Origin of the sequence: Aquipseudomonas guryensis, assembly GCF_014164785.1 — a bacterium.
Lineage (GTDB): Bacteria > Pseudomonadota > Gammaproteobacteria > Pseudomonadales > Pseudomonadaceae > Aquipseudomonas > Aquipseudomonas guryensis.
The window spans coordinates 1,540,607-1,560,070 of the sequence record NZ_JACJFN010000001.1; the positions used below are offsets into that span (position 1 = coordinate 1,540,607).

General features: G+C 62.7%; 15 protein-coding genes. 10 read left to right on the plus strand and 5 right to left on the minus strand.

Annotated elements, in window-relative coordinates; genetic code table 11:
• Positions 1-7: 7 nt before the first annotated feature.
• From H3H45_RS20330 to H3H45_RS07020, 7 genes are read left to right on the plus strand one after another with little or no spacing between them, the layout of a single operon-like run.
• Positions 8-535: a type II secretion system protein gene (locus tag H3H45_RS20330; protein WP_182832977.1), complete on the plus strand. Its 528-nt coding sequence runs from the start codon at positions 8-10 to the stop codon at positions 533-535.
• Positions 536-555: 20 nt separating this feature from the next.
• The gene (locus H3H45_RS20335; protein WP_182832978.1) at positions 556-1,008 is read left to right on the plus strand and encodes a type II secretion system protein; all 453 of its coding nucleotides are present in this window, start codon (positions 556-558) and stop codon (positions 1,006-1,008) included.
• A 6-nt stretch (positions 1,009-1,014) separates the two neighbouring features.
• Positions 1,015-1,458, plus strand: a complete 444-nt coding sequence (locus tag H3H45_RS20340; RefSeq protein WP_182832979.1) for a prepilin-type N-terminal cleavage/methylation domain-containing protein — start codon at positions 1,015-1,017, stop codon at positions 1,456-1,458.
• Positions 1,455-1,934 (plus strand): type IV pilus modification PilV family protein, encoded by a 480-nt coding sequence (locus tag H3H45_RS07005; RefSeq protein WP_235983382.1) that lies wholly within the window; start codon positions 1,455-1,457, stop codon positions 1,932-1,934. The genes H3H45_RS20340 and H3H45_RS07005 overlap by 4 nt, the downstream gene beginning before the upstream one ends.
• Positions 1,934-2,902: a PilW family protein gene (locus tag H3H45_RS07010; RefSeq protein ID WP_235983384.1), complete on the plus strand. Its 969-nt coding sequence runs from the start codon at positions 1,934-1,936 to the stop codon at positions 2,900-2,902. The genes H3H45_RS07005 and H3H45_RS07010 overlap by 1 nt, the downstream gene beginning before the upstream one ends.
• The gene (locus H3H45_RS07015; RefSeq protein WP_182832980.1) at positions 2,883-3,284 is read left to right on the plus strand and encodes a pilus assembly protein MshP; all 402 of its coding nucleotides are present in this window, start codon (positions 2,883-2,885) and stop codon (positions 3,282-3,284) included. Before H3H45_RS07010 ends, H3H45_RS07015 begins: the two co-directional genes overlap by 20 nt.
• A complete protein-coding gene (locus H3H45_RS07020; protein ID WP_182832981.1) occupies positions 3,285-7,367 on the plus strand; it encodes a DUF6701 domain-containing protein in 4,083 nt (1,360 codons plus the stop codon).
• Between the two features lie 414 nt (positions 7,368-7,781).
• Here H3H45_RS07020 and ntrC read toward each other — a convergent pair whose 3' ends face one another.
• The 5 genes from ntrC to glnA all read right to left on the minus strand — a co-directional run bounded on the left by ntrC (position 7,782) and on the right by glnA (position 13,411).
• A complete protein-coding gene (gene ntrC / locus H3H45_RS07025) occupies positions 7,782-9,215 on the minus strand; it encodes a nitrogen regulation protein NR(I) (protein ID WP_173211481.1) in 1,434 nt (477 codons plus the stop codon).
• Positions 9,216-9,217: 2 nt separating this feature from the next.
• The gene (gene glnL / locus H3H45_RS07030; protein ID WP_182832982.1) at positions 9,218-10,297 is read right to left on the minus strand and encodes a nitrogen regulation protein NR(II); all 1,080 of its coding nucleotides are present in this window, start codon (positions 10,295-10,297) and stop codon (positions 9,218-9,220) included.
• A gap of 368 nt (positions 10,298-10,665) precedes the next feature.
• Positions 10,666-11,289, minus strand: a complete 624-nt coding sequence (locus tag H3H45_RS07035; protein WP_182832983.1) for a DUF4124 domain-containing protein — start codon at positions 11,287-11,289, stop codon at positions 10,666-10,668.
• Between the two features lie 32 nt (positions 11,290-11,321).
• Entirely contained in the window at positions 11,322-11,873 is a 552-nt protein-coding gene (locus tag H3H45_RS07040; RefSeq protein WP_182832984.1) for a DUF4124 domain-containing protein, read from the minus strand.
• 131 nt (positions 11,874-12,004) lie between these two features.
• Entirely contained in the window at positions 12,005-13,411 is a 1,407-nt protein-coding gene (gene glnA, locus H3H45_RS07045; protein ID WP_182832985.1) for a glutamate--ammonia ligase, read from the minus strand.
• A 329-nt stretch (positions 13,412-13,740) separates the two neighbouring features.
• Between glnA and thiI the strand changes: the two genes are divergently transcribed.
• The 3 genes from thiI to H3H45_RS07060 all read left to right on the plus strand — a co-directional run bounded on the left by thiI (position 13,741) and on the right by H3H45_RS07060 (position 19,442).
• On the plus strand, positions 13,741-15,195 hold the full coding sequence (gene thiI, locus H3H45_RS07050; RefSeq protein WP_182832986.1) for a tRNA uracil 4-sulfurtransferase ThiI: 1,455 nt from the start codon (positions 13,741-13,743) through the stop codon (positions 15,193-15,195).
• Positions 15,196-15,325: 130 nt separating this feature from the next.
• Complete coding sequence (typA, locus tag H3H45_RS07055; protein ID WP_182832987.1) at positions 15,326-17,137, plus strand: translational GTPase TypA; 1,812 nt, start codon at positions 15,326-15,328, stop codon at positions 17,135-17,137.
• Between the two features lie 244 nt (positions 17,138-17,381).
• Positions 17,382-19,442, plus strand: coding sequence for a methyl-accepting chemotaxis protein (locus H3H45_RS07060; RefSeq protein WP_182832988.1), 2,061 nt, complete (start codon positions 17,382-17,384; stop codon positions 19,440-19,442).
• The last annotated feature ends 22 nt before the right edge of the window (positions 19,443-19,464 follow it).

Here is a 19,464-nt window from a genome sequence, read left to right on the forward strand (position 1 = left end):
GAAGTTAATGAAAAACAGCAAAGGTTTTACCCTGATCGAACTGGTCGTGGTCATCGTCATCCTCGGCATTCTGGCTGCTGTGGCGCTGCCGCGTTTCATGAATGCCAGCCGCGATGCGCATCGTTCCGCACTAGAGGGTGCGGCCGGCGGTCTCGCTTCTGCAGTCACGTTGGTCCGCTCGCAGAATGAGGTTAACCGCAATGGTGGTGTTCAGGGTTGCACCGGCAATAACTGCTTCATCAACGTACTGGGCTTCGGTGCTGGTGACGTGGATGTGAACGCCAACTTCTGGCCTGCCGGCACCGGCCTGGCCGGCAACCCGCCAGCGGTCGCCACCCCCTCCGTTGTAGAGTGCCAGAATCTCTGGGCGGGCCTGCTGCAAGGCTCTGCACCGACAGTGGCCGGTACCAACCCCGACTACGTGGCCACCGCGGCACCGGCCAACAGCTGCACCTACACCTATCAGCGCGATGGCGCCAACGACACCATCATCTACAACACCTCCACAGGTGTTGTGACTCCTACCTTCAACTGATCCACGCAGGAACTAGAGCGATGAAAAAACAACAAGGCGGTTTTACCCTTATCGAGCTGATCATGGTTATCGTGATTCTCGGGATTCTGGCTGCGTTTGCCTTGCCACGATTCGTCAACCTCGGCGCCGATGCGCGTGCGGCGACTGTGCAAGGCGCTTTCGGCTCGGTCAAGGCAGCATCGGCGTTGACCCATGCTTCCTGGCTGGCGAAGAATGACGCCGCAAACACCAGTATTACCGTTGAGGGCAGTACGGTGACGATGATCGCCACCAGCGGTTACCCTGCGGCCAGCTCGATCGCCGATGCGGCAGGCGTGGTAGCGGCTGATTTCACCATCACAACCACTGCCGGTGTCACAACCATGAGCGCCAATGGCGCCACCACTCCGGCTAGCTGCCAGGTCAGCTACACCGAGCCTGCAGCCACTGCCGGTGCGGTGCCAGTTATCTCAGTCGTCGACACCGGCTGCTAAACAAAAATGCGCGGCTTCACCCTGGTTGAGCTGCTGATGGTGATCGTCATCATCGGCATCCTGGCCGTTGTGGTGGGGCCGCGCTTCTTCGATAGAAAGGTGTTCGATGAGCGCCTGTTCTACGAAGAAAGCCTGAGCGCCGTGCGCTACGGGCAAAAACTGGCCCTGGCCAGTGGCTGCCAGATTCGTGCACGGGTCGATGGCACAGGGTATGCGCTGTCCTATGCGGAAGCGTGTGGCGGGGTTGCTTCCGGCAGCCCGGTCGCCAACCCTTCCGGCGGTGATTACACCGCGGGTAATCCGCAGAATGTCAGCGTTTCCCCAACGCTGAATGTGACCTTTGATTCCCTCGGTACCGCTACAGGTACCGCGAATTCCGCCAGTTTTGCCAATGGGGCGTTCACCCTCACCGTCAACCTGGCCACCGGCTTTATCGAGACCACACCATGAGCCTGTCTGCCCGCCAAGGCGCGCAGCGCGGCATGACCCTGGTCGAGTTGGTCATCACCATCGTCATCCTCGGCATCGCCGCCGCCGCGATGTTCTCGGCCATGGCGGCGATCACCGGACGCTCGGCCGACCCCATGTTGCGCCAGCAGAGTCTGGCGATTGCCGAGGCGTACCTGGAGGAAATCAGCCTGCAGGCGTTCCCGGCCAGTACCGCCTGTGCGGCCAGCAACAACGGTGCCGGGCGTGGCAGTTTCGACGATGTATGCGATTACAACGGTTTGTTCTACAGCAGCCAGGCCTTCGCTCCGCGCAGTGCCGCTTCGCCCACGCCCTTGCCGGGGCTGAGTGCCTATGAGGTCAATGTCGCGGTGGTGCCGGCAGTTCTCAACGGTGTCGACGCCTTGCGTATTACCGTCACCGTCACCGATCCCGGCGGCCAGCCGCTGGTGCTTGACGGCTACAGGACGGCTTACTGATGCAGCCAATTCCAGGCTCTAGCCGCGCCCCCCGTGGACGCGGGTTTACCGGCGAAACTGTTACGCAACGGCGCTTTCCCGGGGCTCGCCGAGGCGGCAAGGCGCTTGGCTTCACCCTGGTCGAACTGGTGATGGTAATCGCCCTGGCCGGGGTGGTGGCGGTGCTGATCAGTACGGTGATGTCCAACCCGTTACAGAGCTTCGTCGATCAGAGTCGGCGTGCCGAGCTGGTCGATCTGGCCGCCGGGGCACTCAACCGCATGGCGCGCGATGTACGCCTGGCGGTGCCGAACACACTGCGCACGCCGGATGGACAAACCTTCGAGTTGCTGGCCATCCATGACGCCGGACGTTATCGCGCCAACCTGGCCGGTGGGGCGGTGCGCAATGACCCACCGCTTTGCCAGGGGGCACCTGCTGCCTGCGAAATCGAGGTGCTCAGCCCTGGCCTCGATGCGGCGAGGGTGGCCGAAGCACGCTGGATGGTCTTGTACAACATCGGCGCCAATACCCTCGGTGATTCGGTGTGGCCGCCGTTCAACAGCAGTTCGTCGGCCTCGCCAGCGGTGATCACCCCCAATGGCGTGGGCTTCGCCTTGAACAGTGGCGTGCTGACTCTGAGCGGCGCTGCAGCCCCCGGCTTTCGTTTCAAGTTCGCCTCGCCGCAGCATCGCTTCTATCTGGCCAGGGAGGTGCTGGGCTATCGCTGCGACAATCCCGGCACCGATGCGGCCACAGGGAATGGCACCGGGGTGATTCGCCGCGCTAGCTTCTCCAGCCTGGCCAGTAGTTACAGCTACAGCGCGGCAAACAGTTCACTATTGGTGGATGGTGTATCCACCTGTACTTTCACCTACGAGCCGGGCACCAATGCTCGCGGCGGGTTGATTACCCTGCGTGTCGGAGTGAAGCGCCAAGGCGAGGAAATCATGCTGTTGCAACAGGTCCATGTCGACAATGCGCCCTGACTCGCGCCAAGCGGGCTTCGGCCTGGTCGCGGCGATGTTCGTGATCATCATCATTGCCGCGGTGATCATTGCCATGTCGCGTCTGGCCGTGACCCAGAATAGCACCAACAGCCTGGCGATCCAGCAGGCGCGGGCCTATCAGGCGGCGCAGGCCGGGCTGGAGTGGGGCATCAGCCGGGCCGTCAATGGCCAGCCCTGCACCAGCAGCTTTTCCCTGTCCGGGTTCTCCATCAGCGTGACCTGCACCCCGACGACCGCCATGACTGTTGCCGAAGAAAGCCAGACGGTGCAGTTCTATGAACTTACCGCCACTGCCGAGTACGGCACCACCGGCGGTGCCGACTATGCCTACCGCCGTTTGACTGCCGTAGTGGAGCGCTAGATGAACGTTGTCCGTCTGCTCCTGTTGCTTGCCGCCAGTCTGTTTAGTCCCTGGCTACTGGCGGCCACCTGCCAATCGGTATTCCCCGGCAGTATTACCAGCAACAGTAGCAATCAGCTGGATCTGAGCGGAGTGGTCTGGCAGAACACGCCTACTCTCGGGGCGAGTAATCGTAGTTTGGGAGCGGGCGATCACTACTTTGGCGGAGGCAGCACCAGCAACAGCTGGAGTCTGACCACCACCGGCGGCGCCAGCACTCGGGTGTTCGTCAACGGTGGTTTGACACTGGCCAACAACAGCCAGCTGAACGCCGGTGGAAATCCCCAGGACATGATTCTGGTGGTCAATGGCAGCCTGTCGCTGGGCAACAACGTCACGATCCGCGGCTTCGTTTACGCCACTGGTGGCATCAGCTTCGGCAACAACCTGACGCTCAATGGCGCCATCACTTCGCTGGGCGCTTCATCCAGCCCGGGTGGCAGCAGCAGTTTGACCTATAACAACAATGCTATCGACCTGGCCGATTTTGCAGGCCTCTGTGGTTCCACGGTTAACCCGATATTGAGCTGGTTCCTCGATGAGGCCAGCTGGACTGGCGCGGCCGGTGAGGTACTCGACAGCAGTGGCAATGCCCTTAACGGCACGGTGCTGAATGGCGCCAGTACGGCCAATAGCACGCCGGCCCTGCCGCAGATCAATGCCCAGGGCACCTGCGGCTATGGCACGTTCAACAGCACGTCCAGCCAGTATGTGCAGCGCGCCGACAACAACCTGCTCGATCTGTCGGGCAGCTTTACCATTGGCCTTTGGGTTAAGCCACGCACGCTACCTTCTTCGGGGCTGATGAGCATTCTGTCCAAGGATGAGAATTACGAGTTTCACCTCAACCCCGGCGGCACCATCAACTGGTGGTGGCAGACCACCGCCAACGCCACCAACCAGTTCAACAGCACCACGGCATTGCCGGTGGGGCAGTGGAGCCATGTGCTGATTCGTTATGCGCCGGGTAATCAGCGCATCTATATCAACGGCGCCCTGGCCGGCCAGGCCAGTTTCAGCGGTACGCCGCGGGTCAATAGCGACCCCTTGCAGCTTGGCGCCGACCAGGGCGTGGCGGGCCGTTATTTCAATGGCGAGCTGGATGAGTTGCGCATCTACAACGCTGCGCTCAGTGAGGCGCAGATCAGTGCGCTGGTGGCCGAACGACACCCATGTGGCCTTAACCTGCAGTGCTTCACCGATAGTTTCGACGACGGCAGCCTGGGTGATGACTGGGCCGTTGCCAGTCGAGGTGCCACGGCGTTCACGCCGACGGTCACTGGCCAGCGCATGCGCCTGACCAGCAACCAGGGCAACGTGTCGACCTCGTCCACCCTGCAGCGCCTGTTCCCGGCGGCGGGCAACTATATCCAGGTGCAGTTCAAGCATTACGCCTACAACGGCAGCGGCGCCGATGGCGTGGCCGTGGTGCTGTCGGATGCTACGGTGACGCCACAGCCGGGTGCGTTTGGCGGGCCACTCGGCTATGGCACCCGTGGCGATGCGGCCAACCCCGGTTTCGCTGGCGGCTGGCTGGGGGTGGGGATTGATGAGTACGGCAACTTTTCCGTCGAGGGTGGGGACAATCCGCAGCAGCAACGCCCCGACTCGGTGGCCATCCGCGGTTCCAGTGCTACTGGCGGAACCAGTGGTTATCGCTACATCGCCGGAACCCCGGCCGGTCTCAGTCCCGGAGTCGACAACGCGGCGAGCACCTCGGCAGCGCCCGGACACACCTACCGCATCACCCTGGATGGCCGCTTCAGCAACGAGGCGCGAGTCACCGTGGAGCGCGACAGCGGCGCTGGCTTTGTCGTGCTCAATGGCCTCAACGCAGTCAACGTGTTGGCTGCTGCCAACAGCCAGGCTCCTTTGCCCAGTGACTTCTACCTGTCGCTGACCGGCTCCACCGGCGGCTCGACCAATATCCACGAGCTGGACGACCTGCAGGTCTGCGCCACCGATATCAATCCTGTCGGCCAGCAGATCGACCACTTCGAGTTCAGCTACACGGCCAGCGCCCTGACCTGTAACCCGCAACCGGTGACTATTCGCGCCTGCCTGAACAGCAGCTGCAGCAGCCTCTATACCAACCCGGTCAGCGTCACCATGAGCCCCGCCAATTACTGGACGGCCACTGCACCCGCCACTGTCAGCGGTAGCACCATCACCTTCAGCGGTGGTTCGGCGCTGGCGCAGTTGCGCGTGCCGACTGCAGGTAGCGTGGCTCTGGGCGTTCAGGCTTCGGTGCCGACGACCAAACCCAACAGCCAGACCGTTTGCTCGACCGCAGGTTGCCAGATCAGTTATGCCGACAGCGGCCTGCTGCTGCAGGTGCCCAACCTGCTGGCGGCTAAGCCGACGCCGGCGACCATCAGCGCGGTGCGCAAGTCCGACAGCGCCCTGCAGTGTGTGCCAGCTTTCGCCAATGTCACCCGCAGCATCAGCTTCACCTCGGCTTACAGCAACCCGAGCAGCGGTACCCAGCCGGTTGTGATCAATGGCAGCGAGGTACGCGCCACGCCTGTCAGCCTGAGTCTCAACTTCGATGCCACCGGCACCGCGCCGCTGACCGTGCGTTACGACGATGCGGGCGAGATGCAGCTCAGGGCCCGCTACCTGGGCAGTGCCAGTGATGCCACTGAGGGGCTGGTGCTGGATAACACCCTTACGGACGACTTGTTCGTCAGCAAGCCCTACGGCCTCTGCCTGCAGACTGCCAGTACCCTCAGCCCCACTACCGACTGCGGCGATGCCAGCTGCGCGGTGTTCCCAGGTGGTATTCGCGCAGGTGACAGCTTCCCGCTGACTATTCGTGCTGTGGGCTGGCAGGCTGATGGTGAGGCACTGACGGCGGCAGAGTTGTGCAGCGGCAATATCACCACGCCGAACTTCCTCCATCCAGGCATCACGCTTGCCAGTGCGGTGCAGGCCCCTGCCGGCGGCGATCCCGGCGACGTGACGCCAACCAGCTACGACCACGCCCTGGGTAATCAGACCGAAGTTGCTGCCGCCATTTCCGAGGTTGGCGTATTCACGCTAAGCGCCAGCCCAGCTGCCAGCTATTTCGGCGAAACGGTCAGTGGTGGCACCAGCGGTCTGGTCGGGCGCTTCATCCCGGCCTATCTCGGCGCCGCAGGGGACGCCAGCCTGACGTCGAGTTGCGGCAGTGCCTTCAGCTATCAGGGGCAGCCCATGGACTTCGCCAGTGACCATGAGCCGACGCTGACGATCACCGGCTACAACCGGGGCGGCAACGTCACCACGAACTACGACCGCGGCGACTTCTGGCGCCTTTCTACGCCTGCTGCTGGCAGCTACAGCTCGGTGACCGGAACCAGCGGTCTCGATGCTCGCCTTGCCAGCCAGGGCACTGCAAGTTTGCTGGTAGAGGGGGCGGGTGACGGCGATGGTGCGCGCAGCTACCGCTGGAGCGATGAACAGCTGCTGTACACCCCGGCCGTACTGCCCAGCAGCGCTGACTATCCCTTTATGGCCCGCATTCAGCAGAGCTTCGCGGCTGCAGCGTTGACCGATCTGGATGGTGCCTGCCATGGCAATGGGACGACCTGCCAGGGCTATGCCTACGACTTTGCCGATGAGCCGGGCAGTGAAGTGCGCCTGGGCCGCCTGCGCATTGGCAATGCTCATGGTTCGGAGCTACAGAGCCTGAGCCTGCCGGTGATCCTGGAAAGCTGGCAGAACACGGCCGGCGGTAGCTTCCAGCTTGAAGGCCTGGATACCTGCACCACTGCCACCGCCCTGGCGGCACCGCTGCTGGATCAGTACAGCGGTAGCCTGGCGGCGGGCGAAACCACGCCAAGTCTGAACTGGCCGCTCGATCCTGCGGCTCACGCGCTGTTGCTGAGCGCGCCGGGCAATGGCAACGATGGCTCGGTACAGGTCAGCTTCCCATCCGCACCGAGCTGGCTGCAGTATCCCTGGGACGGGGCGACCCGCTCGGCGGCGCGTGGTCTGGCCAGCTTCGGCATCTACAAGGGCGCCGCTCCGCTGATCTACCGGCGCGAGCTGTACCGCCAGTAAACAAAAAGGCCACCTGCGAAGGTGGCCTTTTTGTTGGGCTTGTAAAAGAGGGGAATCCCCGGCCTGCCTGTACCAAGGTCCCCAAAACTGGGATTGCTAGAGTCTATGCAGACTGTGTGCCAGTTTTATTACGCTGGCTGCAGGCCTTGTGAATACTGGGTTTCAGCACTTTTCGGCAGGGGCGTTCGCGGCTGAGCTGGCTGGCTGCTGGACTGCGAGGGTGCACCAGGCTGAGGCGGGTGCATTGCTCTGGCGCATGGGGGCGCGGTCTGAGAGTTTGCGGCTGCAGTCGCTCCTGCACAAAGTTTCGTGGGGCAGCCCTACGAAAACGCCTGCACAGCAGATAACCGGACATCGCCATAAGAAACGGGCCCGATTGGGCCCGTTCTCAGTTGCTTGCGCTAAGCCTGCGGCTTATTCGTCGCCGTCGTCGTCATCCGCGCCGTCGACCTTCATGCCCAGCTCCTTGATCTTGCGGGTCAGGGTGTTGCGACCCCAGCCCAGCAGCACGGCGGCATCGCGGCGGCGGCCGGCGGTGTGCTTGAGGGCGGTCTCGATCATGATCCGCTCGAAGGTCGGCACGGCACTGTCCAGCAGGCTCGACTGGCCGCGACCGAGGGACTGGTCGGCCCACTGGCGCAGGGCCTGTTCCCAGTTGCTCGCCGGGGCGCTTTCCTGGGGCTGGGTGAGCAGCTCCGGTGGCAGGTCGTCGACATGCACTTCGCGCCCGGAGGCCATCACGGTGATCCAGCGGCAGGTGTTCTCCAGCTGGCGCACGTTGCCCGGCCACGGCAGGTGCTTGAGGTAGTCCTCGGTTTCGCTCTTCAGCAGCTTGGGCTCGACGGCCAGCTCCTGGGCGGCGCGGGCGAGGAAGTGGCGGGCCAGGGTGGGGATGTCTTCGCGGCGATCCGACAGGCGCGGGATGTGGATGCGGATCACGTTGAGGCGGTGGAACAGGTCTTCGCGGAACTTGCCGGCCTGCACCAGGGTTTCCAGGTTCTGGTGGGTGGCGGCGATGATGCGCACGTCGACCTTGACCGGCGTGTGACCGCCGACCCGGTAGAACTCGCCATCGGCCAGTACGCGCAGCAGGCGGGTCTGGGTGTCGGCCGGCATGTCGCCGATTTCGTCGAGGAATAGGGTGCCGCCGTCGGCCTGCTCGAAGCGCCCGCGCCGCTGGTTGGCCGCGCCAGTAAAAGCGCCTTTCTCGTGGCCGAACAGCTCTGATTCCATCAGGTCCTTGGGGATCGCCGCCATGTTCAGCGCGATGAACGGCGAAGCCGCGCGCGGGCTGTGGCGGTGCAGGGCGTGGGCGACCAGTTCTTTACCGGTACCCGACTCGCCATTGATCAGCACGGTGATGTTGGAGTGCGAGAGACGGCCAATGGCGCGGAAGACTTCCTGCATGGCCGGCGCTTCGCCGATGATTTCCGGGGTGCGCGCCTGCTCCACCGGTACGCTCAAGCCTTGCTGTTCCTGGGCGTGCTGGTTGGCGCGCTTGACCAAGGAGACTGCTTCATCGACGTCGAACGGCTTGGGCAGGTACTCGAAGGCACCGCCCTGGTAGGAGGCCACGGCGCTGTCCAGGTCGGAGTGCGCGGTCATGATGATCACCGGCAGGCGCGGGTGCAGGTCGCGGATGCGCGCCAGCAGTTCCAGGCCGCTGGCGCCGGGCATGCGGATGTCGGAGATGATCACGTCCGGCTGCTGGCGGGCGAGTCGGCTCAGCACGCCATCGGCGCTGTCGAAACTCTGGGTGGTCATGCCTTCCTGTTGCAGGGCCTTTTCCAGCACCCAGCGGATGGAACGGTCGTCATCGACAATCCAGACGGTTTCACTGCGGCTCATGACTAAGAGGCTCCTTGTTCCAGGGGCAGGAAGATCGAGAACACGGTATGGCCGGGGTGGCTCTCGCACTCGATCAGTCCCTGGTGCTGACTGATGATGTTCTGGGTGATGGCCAGGCCCAGCCCGGTACCGTCCGGACGGCCGCTGACCATGGGGTAGAAGATGGTTTCCTGCAGCTCGGGTGGAATGCCCGGGCCGTTGTCGATGATTTCCACTTTCACCACCAGGCGGTGGCGCACGTGGCCGATTGTGAACTGGCGCAGGGTGCGGGTGCGCAGGCTGATGCGGCCCAGGCGCAGGTCGCTCTGGGCGGCGAGGGCCTGCATGGCGTTGCGCACGATATTGAGCACGGCCTGGATCATCTGCTCGCGGTCGATCAGTACATCGGGGATGCTCGGGTCGTAGTCACGCACCAGGGTGATGCTGCCTTGGCATTCGGCTTCGATCAGGCTGCTGACCCGTTCCAGCACTTCATGCACGTTGGTCATGGCCAGCGATGGCAGCTTGTTCGAGCCGAGCATGCGGTCGACCAGGTTACGCAGGCGGTCGGCCTCCTCGATGATCACGTTGGTGTAATCCTTGAGGCTTTCTTCCGGCAGCTCGCGGGCCAGCAGCTGCGCTGCGCCACGGATGCCGCCGAGCGGGTTCTTGATCTCATGGGCCAGGCCGCGCACCAGCATCTTGGTGGTTTCCTGCTTGGACAGCTGCGCCTCTTCCTTGGTGATGCGCAGTAGGCGGTCGCGCGGGTGCACTTCCAGCAGCAGCAGGGTCTGGCCAAGGCTGAGAATCGGCGTTACTGCGTAGTCGACGGTCAGCGTCTGCCCGTTCAGTGCGGTGAGCATGGCTTCGCGCTTGGTGAAGGGGTGAGCATGTTCGACCGCCTGGCGCAGGGAGTTGAGCGCTTCCTGGGATTCGGTGAACAGTTCGCTGATGAACTGGCCATGGCTGCGCTGGCCACTGACGGCCAGGAGCATTTCCGCCGCGGGATTCATGTATTCGAGGCGCAGGTCAGCGTCGAGCAGAATGGTCGCAGTGGTCAGGTTGTCCAGCAGCAGGCGGTGCAGTGTGTCGTTCAGGGTCATGGGCAGGCATCCGGCAATGGGTAGGAAAATGCAAGAAGCAAACCAAAGCCCCGAAAAGACGCGTGTTATCTGCTGGCGCCGCCATTTCAGCTACGTTTCAGCGCAGCTCGCGGGGTAAGGGGTGAACCAAAACAGGGAGAGTATAGAAATCGGTGCAGATCAGTGCTTCAAAGTGGTGCGTTGTTCTGCGCAGTGCCGGGTCTGTTTGCGCTTTCTAGGACTGGCAGGCGATTGAAAAGCACTGGTTAGGTAGCCACTGCATCGAGTGGATGAGCGCGCGGAGTGATGCGGCGGAGATGAGGTGCGACCTTTAAGTCGCCCTTGCTAAGGGTGCTGTGCGCACCGGAGTGCGCGCAGCGGCGGGAGATTTAGATGAAGGGGACCAGCGGAATATCCTTGGGCGGATCTTTCGGCTTGTCCTTGAGCGGGCATTCCGGGCGCACACCGTAGTCGGCTTTCTTGCACGGATTGGCCTGGCGCTTCTGTGCCAGCGAGATGCGCTTGAGGTGGAAGGGCTGGCTAGGTGTGCGCTCGAGGATACGGCCATCGGCATCGAGGATTTCCACGGAAATCTGGTGGGTGCCGCGGTCGATATTTTTCAGCGGGAATACCGGGCTGCGCCCCGGCATGCCAACCGGCTGGCCATCCAGTTGCAGGCGATAGTTGTGTCCTGGCTGCAGGGTGGGGTCGCTGCTGGCGGTGACGATCAGGTCGCCGCTCGGCTCGATGATGGTGGCATCGGGCTCGGGAATGATGATGCGCAGCAACTGGTAGACCGGGGCCTTGGGCTCTTCCATGGTCAGTGGCACAGGCGGCGGGGTGTCGCTGCCGCTCATGCTGTTCGAGGGGGCCATCTCGATGCGCTCGGCCTGGCCGGACGGGGGTTGGTCGGTGAACACGCGATTGCCGTCGGCGTCGATATAGGTGTACACCCCGGCCTGCGTGGGCAGGCCGGTACAGCAGAGCAGCAGGCAGAGAAACAGGCGATACATGGTGTCGGTTTTGCTCGCGTGGCAGGGTTGGGTCACGGGGCTGGCTTAGGCTTCGGTGGTGGCGGGCGCAGGGCCGGGCTGCTGGTGTTGACCCGCTGTACGGTGAAGGTCACGGCCGGGCTTTGCTGGATTTGCTTCTCGCCGCTGAGCACCTCTACGGCCAGGCTGTGCTCGCCGCGGTCGATGTTGACCAGTTGCAGGCGGGTGACATTGCTAGCTTGGCCATAAGGTTGGCCGTCCAGCAGCAGGCGCAGCAGATGGCCAGGCAGCAGGCGCGGTTCGATGTCCACGCCAACGGTGAAGCTGCCGTTATTGGCGCGCAGCGCTTCATCGCTGGGAATGTCGGTGAGTTGCAGCACCTGGTAGGCCGGACCAGTGGCGGCGGTCGTTTCTTGCGGTGCGACGACGCCGGGCGGTTGCGATTCGACGGTATTGGTCGGTGGCAGTTCGACGGCTTGCGCGGCCTGGCCTTCCGGTGGCTGGTTGGTGAACACCGTGTTGCCGTTGGCGTCGGTGTACTTGTAGATCTGCGCGGCAGCAGGCAGCGCGATAGCGCAAAGCAGGCAGGCGGTGAGCAGGCGCATCGGTGTACTCCTGTGATAACCAGGCTAAGCCTTGCATCTGTAGGGCTGGCTGGCAAGCACGCGGCTTTGCCAGCGTGTTGCGGCGCAAAAAAAAGGCCTCCCGAAGGAGGCCTTTTCATCACGCTACTGGCTTAGACGCTGTAGTACAGGTCATATTCCAGCGGGTGTACGAAGGTACGTACTTTGATTTCTTCTTCGGATTTCAGCTCGATGTAGGCATCGATGAAGTCGTCGGAGAAAACGCCGCCCTTGGTCAGGAACGCGCGACCTTTATCCAGTTCTTCCAGCGCTTCTTTCAGGCTGCCGCAAACTTGCGGGATGTTGGCAGCTTCTTCCGGCGGCAGGTCGTACAGGTTCTTGTCGGCAGCGTCGCCGGGGTGGATCTTGTTCTGGATACCGTCCAGACCAGCCATCAGCAGTGCGGCGAAGGCCAGGTACGGGTTGGCAGCCGGATCCGGGAAGCGCGCTTCGATGCGGCGAGCTTTCGGGCTGGAAACGTACGGGATACGGATCGAGGCGGAACGGTTGCGAGCCGAGTAGGCCAGCATGACCGGAGCTTCGAAGCCCGGGACCAGACGCTTGTAGGAGTTGGTCGACGGGTTGGTGAAGCCGTTCAGGGCCTTACCGTGCTTGATGATGCCGCCGATGAAGTACAGAGCGGTGTCGGACAGGCCGGCATAGCCCTCGCCAGCGAAGGTGTTCTTGCCGTCTTTGGCGATCGACAGGTGCACGTGCATACCCGAACCGTTGTCGCCATACAGCGGCTTCGGCATGAAGGTAGCGGTTTTACCGTAGGCGTCAGCCACGTTATGCACGCAGTACTTCAGGGTCTGAACTTCGTCAGCCTTGTTGACCAGGGTGTTGAACTTCACACCGATTTCGTTCTGACCGGCAGTTGCCACTTCGTGGTGGTGAACTTCGATGACCAGGCCCATTTCTTCCATGGCATTACACATGGCAGTACGGATTTCGTGGTCGTGGTCGCACGGCGGAACCGGGAAGTAACCACCTTTGACGGCCGGACGGTGGCCCTTGTTGCCGCCTTCGATGTCGGCGTCGGTGTTCCAGGAACCTTGCTCGGAGAAGATCTTGAACATGGAGCCGGAGATGTCGGACTTGAACTTCACTTCATCGAAGATGAAGAACTCAGGCTCCGGACCTACGAATACGGTGTCACCGATACCGGTGGTCTTCAGGTATTCCTCGGCGCGCTTGGCGATGGAGCGCGGGTCGCGGTCGTAGCCTTGCATGGTGCTCGGCTCGATGATGTCGCAGACCAGGATCAGGGTCGGTTCTTCGGTGAACGGGTCCAGTACAGCGGTGTCGTCGACCGGCAGCAGGATCATGTCGGAGGCTTCGATGCCTTTCCAGCCATGGATGGACGAGCCATCGAACATTTTGCCGACTTCGAAGAATTCGTCGTCCAGGGCGTCACGGGCCGGCATGGTCACGTGGTGTTGCTTACCCTTGGTGTCAGTGAAGCGCAGGTCTACCCACTTCACGTCGTGTTCTTTGATCAGTTGAATCGACTTCGACATGCTGTCCTCCAGGTGGATAAGGCTCGAAAGGTGAGCCCTCAAAAGTTCGGTGAAGCCCGGCGGGATAGTCCGCCATGGCAACCTGCCTCACAAGGGAGCAAATTGCGTGCCAGTGCCCCGGAATGGGTGTGCGGCCCATAAGTCAGGGTTTTCGAGGCCTGTGGCGATTATTTATACAGCTAAACGCACCGTTTTGGGTCTTTAAAATATTGGCGTGCACCATTTTGGGTCTTCCGCAAAGTGTCTTATTGTTTTTGGTTAAACCTTGAACAATTTCCGCTATAATCCGCGCCCCTCTTTTTTCGGCTGCCTGGCGTACGCGCTGTCCCATGAAACTCATCGTCAAAGTCTTCCCTGAAATCACCATCAAGAGCCGGCCGGTGCGCAAGCAGTTCATCCGCCAGCTGGGGAAGAACATCCGTGCCGTGCTGCGGGATCTGGATCCCGAGCTGCGGGTGGACGGTGTGTGGGACAACCTTGAAGTGGAAACCCAGGTCAGCGACAGCAAGCTACTCGGCGAGATGGTCGAACGCCTGAGCTGCACGCCGGGCATCGCCCATTTCCTGGAAATCAACGAATACCCGCTGGGTGATTTCGACGATGTGCTGGAAAAGTGCAAGCTGCACTTCGCCGACCAGCTGCCGGGCAAGATTTTCGCCGTGCGTTGCAAGCGCGGCGGCAAGCACAGCTTCAGCTCCGTGGAGATCGAGCGCCATGTGGGCAGCCAGTTGCGCCAGCAGTGCGGCGCCGCCGGTATCGATCTGAAGCATCCGCAGGTCGAAGTGCGCATGGAAATTCGCGATCAGCGTCTGTTCGTCATCCACCACCAGCACAACGGCATCGGCGGTTACCCGCTCGGTTCGCTGGAGCAGACCCTGGTGCTGATGTCCGGTGGCTTCGATTCCACCGTCGCCGCCTATCAGATGATGCGCCGCGGCCTGCTCACCCACTTCTGCTTCTTCAACCTCGGTGGCCGTGCCCACGAGCTGGGCGTGATGGAAGTGGCCCACTACCTGTGGCAGAAGTACGGCAGCTCACACCGCGTGCTGTTTATCAGCGTGCCGTTCGAGGAAGTGGTCGGCGAAATCCTCGGCAAGGTCGACAACAGCCAGATGGGCGTGATCCTCAAGCGCATGATGTTGCGCGCGGCCACGCGCATTGCCGAAAGCCTGAGCATCGACGCGCTGGTCACCGGCGAGGCGATTTCCCAGGTGTCCAGCCAGACCCTGCCCAACCTCTCGGTGATCGACTCGGCTACCGATATGCTGGTGTTGCGTCCGCTGCTGGCCAGCCACAAGCAGGACATCATCGACTGCGCCACGCAGATCGGTACCGCCGAATTCGCCAAGCACATGCCGGAATATTGCGGCGTGATCTCGGTGAACCCGACCACGCGGGCGAAGAAGCCGCGCATCGAACACGAGGAAAGCCACTTCGATATGGCCATCCTCGAGCGTGCCCTGGAGCGCGCTACGCGCATCACCGTCGACCGCGCCATCGACCAACTGGGCGAAGACCTGCAGATCGAGGAAGTGGGTGATGCACTCCCCGGACAGATCATCCTCGACATCCGTCATCCGGATGCCGCCGAAGACGAGCCGCTGGCACTGCCGGGCATCGAGGTCCAGACTCTGCCGTTCTATGCCATCAACAGTCGCTTCAAGGAGCTGGATGCCAATCGCCAGTACCTGCTGTATTGCGACAAGGGCGTGATGAGTCGCCTGCATGCCCACCATCTACTGAGCGAGGGGCATGCCAATGTTCGCGTCTATCGCCCGCATTAAGCGCGCGGGCCTGCTGGGCGGCAGCATCCGTCACCGCCCTCCCGACCGGCCGCGCATTCACCCGCTATTCATCCTGGCTGCGTAAACTGCGCCGCCAACGACTTCAGAATCATCAATCGAGACGACATCCGTGATCGAAAATCTCCGTAACATCGCCATCATCGCCCACGTCGACCATGGCAAGACCACCCTGGTAGACAAACTCCTGCGCCTGTCCGGCACCCTCGACCGCAAAGAGCTGGAATCCGAGCGCGTGATGGACTCCAACGACCAGGAAAAAGAGCGTGGCATCACCATTCTGGCGAAGAACACCGCCCTGAAGTGGAACGGCTACGACATCAACATCGTTGACACCCCCGGGCACGCTGACTTCGGCGGTGAAGTAGAGCGCGTGATGTCGATGGTTGACTCCGTACTGCTGGTGGTCGACGCCCAGGACGGCCCGATGCCGCAGACCCGTTTCGTGACCCAGAAGGCGTTCAAGGCCGGCCTGCGTCCGATCGTGGTGGTGAACAAGATCGACCGTCCGGGCGCGCGTCCGGACTGGGTTATCGACCAGATCTTCGACCTGTTCGACAACCTCGGTGCCACCGAAGAGCAGCTGGACTTCCCGATCGTCTACGCCAGTGCCCTGAACGGCATCGCCGGTCTGGACCACGAGAAGATGGACGACCACATGGACGCCCTGTTCCAGGCCATCGTTGACCACGTGCCGGCGCCGAAAGTCGACGTCGACGGTCCGTTCCAGATGCAGATCTCCCAGCTGGACTACAACAGCTTCCTCGGTGTGATCGGTATCGGCCGTATCGCTCGCGGCAAGGTCAAGACCAACACCCCGGTGGTGGCCATCGGCGCCGACGGCAAGAAGCGTCAGGGCCGCATCCTGAAGATCATGGGTCACTCCGGCCTGCACCGCGTCGAAGTCGGCGAAGCCCAGGCTGGCGACATTGTCTGCGTCAGCGGCATGGACGAGCTGTACATCTCCGACACCCTGTGCGACATGAACAACGTCGAAGCCCTGCCGCCGCTGTCCGTCGACGAGCCGACCGTGTCCATGACCTTCCAGGTCAACGACTCGCCGTTCTGCGGTAAAGAAGGCAAGTTCGTCACCAGCCGCAACATCAAAGAGCGTCTGGAAAAAGAACTGCTGCACAACGTGGCTCTGCGCGTTGAAGAAGGCGACTCGGCCGACAAGTTCAAGGTCTCCGGCCGTGGCGAACTGCACCTCTCGGTACTGATCGAAACCATGCGCCGCGAAGGCTTCGAGATGGCCGTCGGCCGTCCGGAAGTGGTGATCAAGGAAGTCAACGGCGAGAAGCAGGAACCCTACGAGAACGTCATCGTCGACATCGAAGAAACCCACCAGGGTGCTCTGATGGAGCAGATGGGTCTGCGCAAGGGCGACCTGACCAACATGGTTCCGGATGGCAAGGGTCGTATCCGCCTGGAGTACACCATTCCGGCTCGCGGCCTGATCGGTTTCCGTAACTCCTTCCTGACCATGACCTCGGGCAGCGGCATCCTGACTTCGACCTTCAGCCACTACGGCCCGATCAAGTCCGGTGAAGTCGGCCACCGCCAGAACGGCGTACTGGTCTCCATGGCCACCGGTAAAGCCCTGACCTACTCGCTGGAAACCCTGCAGGATCGCGGCAAGCTGTTCCTCGAGCCGGGCCAGGAAATCTACGAAGGCCAGCTGTGCGGTATCAACAGCCGTGACAACGACCTGGTGATCAACCCCACCAAAGGCAAGAAGCTCGACAACATGCGTGCTTCCGGCAAAGACGAAACCATCGCCCTGGTGCCGCCGATCAAGTTCACCCTTGAGCAGGCCCTGGAATTCATCGATGACGACGAGCTGGTGGAAGTCACGCCGAAGTCGATCCGTCTGCGCAAGAAGTTCCTCAGCGAAACCGACCGTAAGCGCCACAGCAAGAAGTAATTTCTAGCTAAACACTGCATTCAACGCCCCCGGCCCGCAAGGTCCGGGGGCGTTGTCGTTTCTGCGCTAAAAATGCACCGCATGGCGCATTTCTGCAGGTTAGTGGCGCATTGCTTCTATCGTTTCATTCATGAAGTCGGCGAGGCTGGCGATAGCTATCGAATAGTCTCGAGGTTTGCAGCGCCTGGCTCGGCAATTGCTGGCTCCAGCGCTCCGCAGGTTCGTCTGATTGAGGAGTTCGGCGATGAACGCGTTATTGAAGCCGGGGATGCGCACGCTCGAGCGCTTCCGTTTCGCCCGCAAGTTCCAGTTGCTGGCGTTGATGTTCATTTTGCCGCTGGCCTATGCCGCCTGGGTGATTGGCCAGACCTACCTGGAGAAACTCTGGGTGGTCGATGGTGAGCGCGCCGGGGTGCGTCAGCTACAAGCGCTGGACCGGGTCGAGCTGGCGCTGGTGGCCCAGCGCAACCTGACCGCGCGCTGGAAGGCCTCCGAGCGCAATCGCCAGGTCAGTGCCGAGAGCCAGGCCGCGCTGACCCGCCTGCAGCAGGGTGAGGCGGGTCTGGACGAGGCGCTGCAACAGCTGCAGCAGGTGCTCGCTGACGAGGCTGCCAGCAGCCATGTCACGGAACGCCTGCAGGCGCTGCAGGGGCTGCGCGAAGGCCTCGGCGGCCAGGCGCTGAGCAGCGTCGGCTGGTGGCCGGATGCCTATGACCGCTTCACCCTGGCCTTGCAGCAGCTGGTCAGCCTGCGTGAGCAGATCGCTACCGAGAGCGGGTTGATTCTCGATCCCTGGCTGGAAACCTACCTGCTGATGCAGATGTCCACCCAGGGCGCGCCACGCCTGCAGCAACAACTGGGCGTGCTGGCCAGCGTGGGCCAGGGGGCGGTAGCCGCCGGCCAGTTCAGCCTGCAGAGCCGTCTGCAGCTGCGCGAGATCCGCAGCGCCACCGGCGAGTCGCGCCTGCAGCTGGGCAAGTTCGGCGAGAACCTCGAGGGCAAGCTGCCCAAGTCCCTGGCCGCCTGGAAGGAGAGTTATGTACAGAGCCTGGCTGGGCTCGACGACTGGCTCCAGCAGCTCGACCAGAAGATGTATGGCGATGGCGGCATCAGCCTCGACGTGGCCAGTTTCGAGCAGGGCATGGATGCCACCCAGGCGCATATCGCGCGCCTGCAGGAGGCCACCCTGGCGGCGCTCGACCAGCGTCTGCAACAGTATCGGGCGCAGGCCCTGCGCGCGCTGATCCTGACCCTCGGCGCCTTCACCATCATGGTGGTGCTGGCGTTGTATGCCTTGCTCTGCCTGCAGGCGTCGATCCGCGCCAGTGCCGCGCGCATCACCTCGCTGGCGCAGCAGCTGCGCGATGGCGACCTACGCAGCCATGTCACCGTGCATGGCCAGGATGAGCTGGCACTGATCGGCGTGGCGCTCAATGACGCGGTGGCGCAGTTGCGTGGTTCGTTGCAGGGGGTCAATCAGGAGACCGCCGAGCTGGGTGATACGGTCGTTGTGCTCAGCGACCAGGCGCAGGTGGCGCTGCGTGCGGTGGAACAGCAACAGCAGCAGGTCAGTCAGATTGCTGCGGCCGCCACGCAGATGGCTGCCACCGCGCAGAGCGTGGCGGAGAACTGCGAGATGGCCGCCCAGGATGCCACCCAGACCCGCCATGTGGCCGAAGCCAGCAACCAGCGCAGCGTGCAGACCACCGCCAGCATGCATCAGCTGACCCGCCAGTTGGGCGATGCCGCCACGGCACTCGGCGAGCTGCGCGAACAGGCCCAGCAGATCAACCGGGTGGTCGATGTGATCAAGGGCATCGCCGAGCAGACCAACCTGCTTGCCCTCAACGCGGCCATCGAAGCGGCACGTGCCGGCGAGCAGGGCCGCGGCTTCGCCGTGGTCGCCGATGAAGTACGCAGCCTGTCGCAACGCACCCAGGAGTCGACCCGCGAGATCAGCGCCACGGTGGAAAGCCTGCAGCGCGTTGCCGTGCAGTCGGTCGAGTTGATGCAGGCGGCCTGCAGTCAGGCCGAGGTGGATGCCGGCGCGGTCACCGAGCTGGGCGAGCACCTGGGCGAGATCGCCAGCGCGGTGCAGCGGGTCAGCGACATGCTCACCCAGATCGCCACGGCGGTGGAGCAGCAGGCGGCGACGGCCGAGGAGGTCAGCGGCAATATCCAGCAGGTCGACCAGGCCGCCGCGCGCCTGCTCGATGGCGCCCAGGCCGTGCATGGCGTGGCCGACCGCCTCAGCGCCGGCAGTCGCAGCCTGGCGCAGAACACCGCGCATTTTCATCTGCAGTGAGCACGCCGGTATTTGACGAAGT

Excerpts from the sequence above, each read along its gene's own strand:
- thiI (WP_182832986.1), top strand. The coding sequence starts at position 13,741 with ATGAAACTCATCGTCAAAGTCTTCCCTGAAATCACCATCAAGAGCCGG.
- H3H45_RS20330 (WP_182832977.1), top strand. The coding sequence starts at position 8 with ATGAAAAACAGCAAAGGTTTTACCCTGATCGAACTGGTCGTGGTCATC.
- H3H45_RS20340 (WP_182832979.1), top strand. The coding sequence starts at position 1,015 with ATGCGCGGCTTCACCCTGGTTGAGCTGCTGATGGTGATCGTCATCATC.
- H3H45_RS07010 (WP_235983384.1), top strand. The coding sequence starts at position 1,934 with ATGCAGCCAATTCCAGGCTCTAGCCGCGCCCCCCGTGGACGCGGGTTT.
- H3H45_RS07005 (WP_235983382.1), top strand. The coding sequence starts at position 1,455 with ATGAGCCTGTCTGCCCGCCAAGGCGCGCAGCGCGGCATGACCCTGGTC.
- glnA (WP_182832985.1), bottom strand. The coding sequence starts at position 13,411 with ATGTCGAAGTCGATTCAACTGATCAAAGAACACGACGTGAAGTGGGTA.
- glnL (WP_182832982.1), bottom strand. The coding sequence starts at position 10,297 with ATGACCCTGAACGACACACTGCACCGCCTGCTGCTGGACAACCTGACC.
- H3H45_RS07035 (WP_182832983.1), bottom strand. The coding sequence starts at position 11,289 with ATGTATCGCCTGTTTCTCTGCCTGCTGCTCTGCTGTACCGGCCTGCCC.
- H3H45_RS07015 (WP_182832980.1), top strand. The coding sequence starts at position 2,883 with ATGTCGACAATGCGCCCTGACTCGCGCCAAGCGGGCTTCGGCCTGGTC.
- H3H45_RS20335 (WP_182832978.1), top strand. The coding sequence starts at position 556 with ATGAAAAAACAACAAGGCGGTTTTACCCTTATCGAGCTGATCATGGTT.
- H3H45_RS07040 (WP_182832984.1), bottom strand. The coding sequence starts at position 11,873 with ATGCGCCTGCTCACCGCCTGCCTGCTTTGCGCTATCGCGCTGCCTGCT.
- H3H45_RS07020 (WP_182832981.1), top strand. The coding sequence starts at position 3,285 with ATGAACGTTGTCCGTCTGCTCCTGTTGCTTGCCGCCAGTCTGTTTAGT.
- ntrC (WP_173211481.1), bottom strand. The coding sequence starts at position 9,215 with ATGAGCCGCAGTGAAACCGTCTGGATTGTCGATGACGACCGTTCCATC.
- H3H45_RS07060 (WP_182832988.1), top strand. The coding sequence starts at position 17,382 with ATGAACGCGTTATTGAAGCCGGGGATGCGCACGCTCGAGCGCTTCCGT.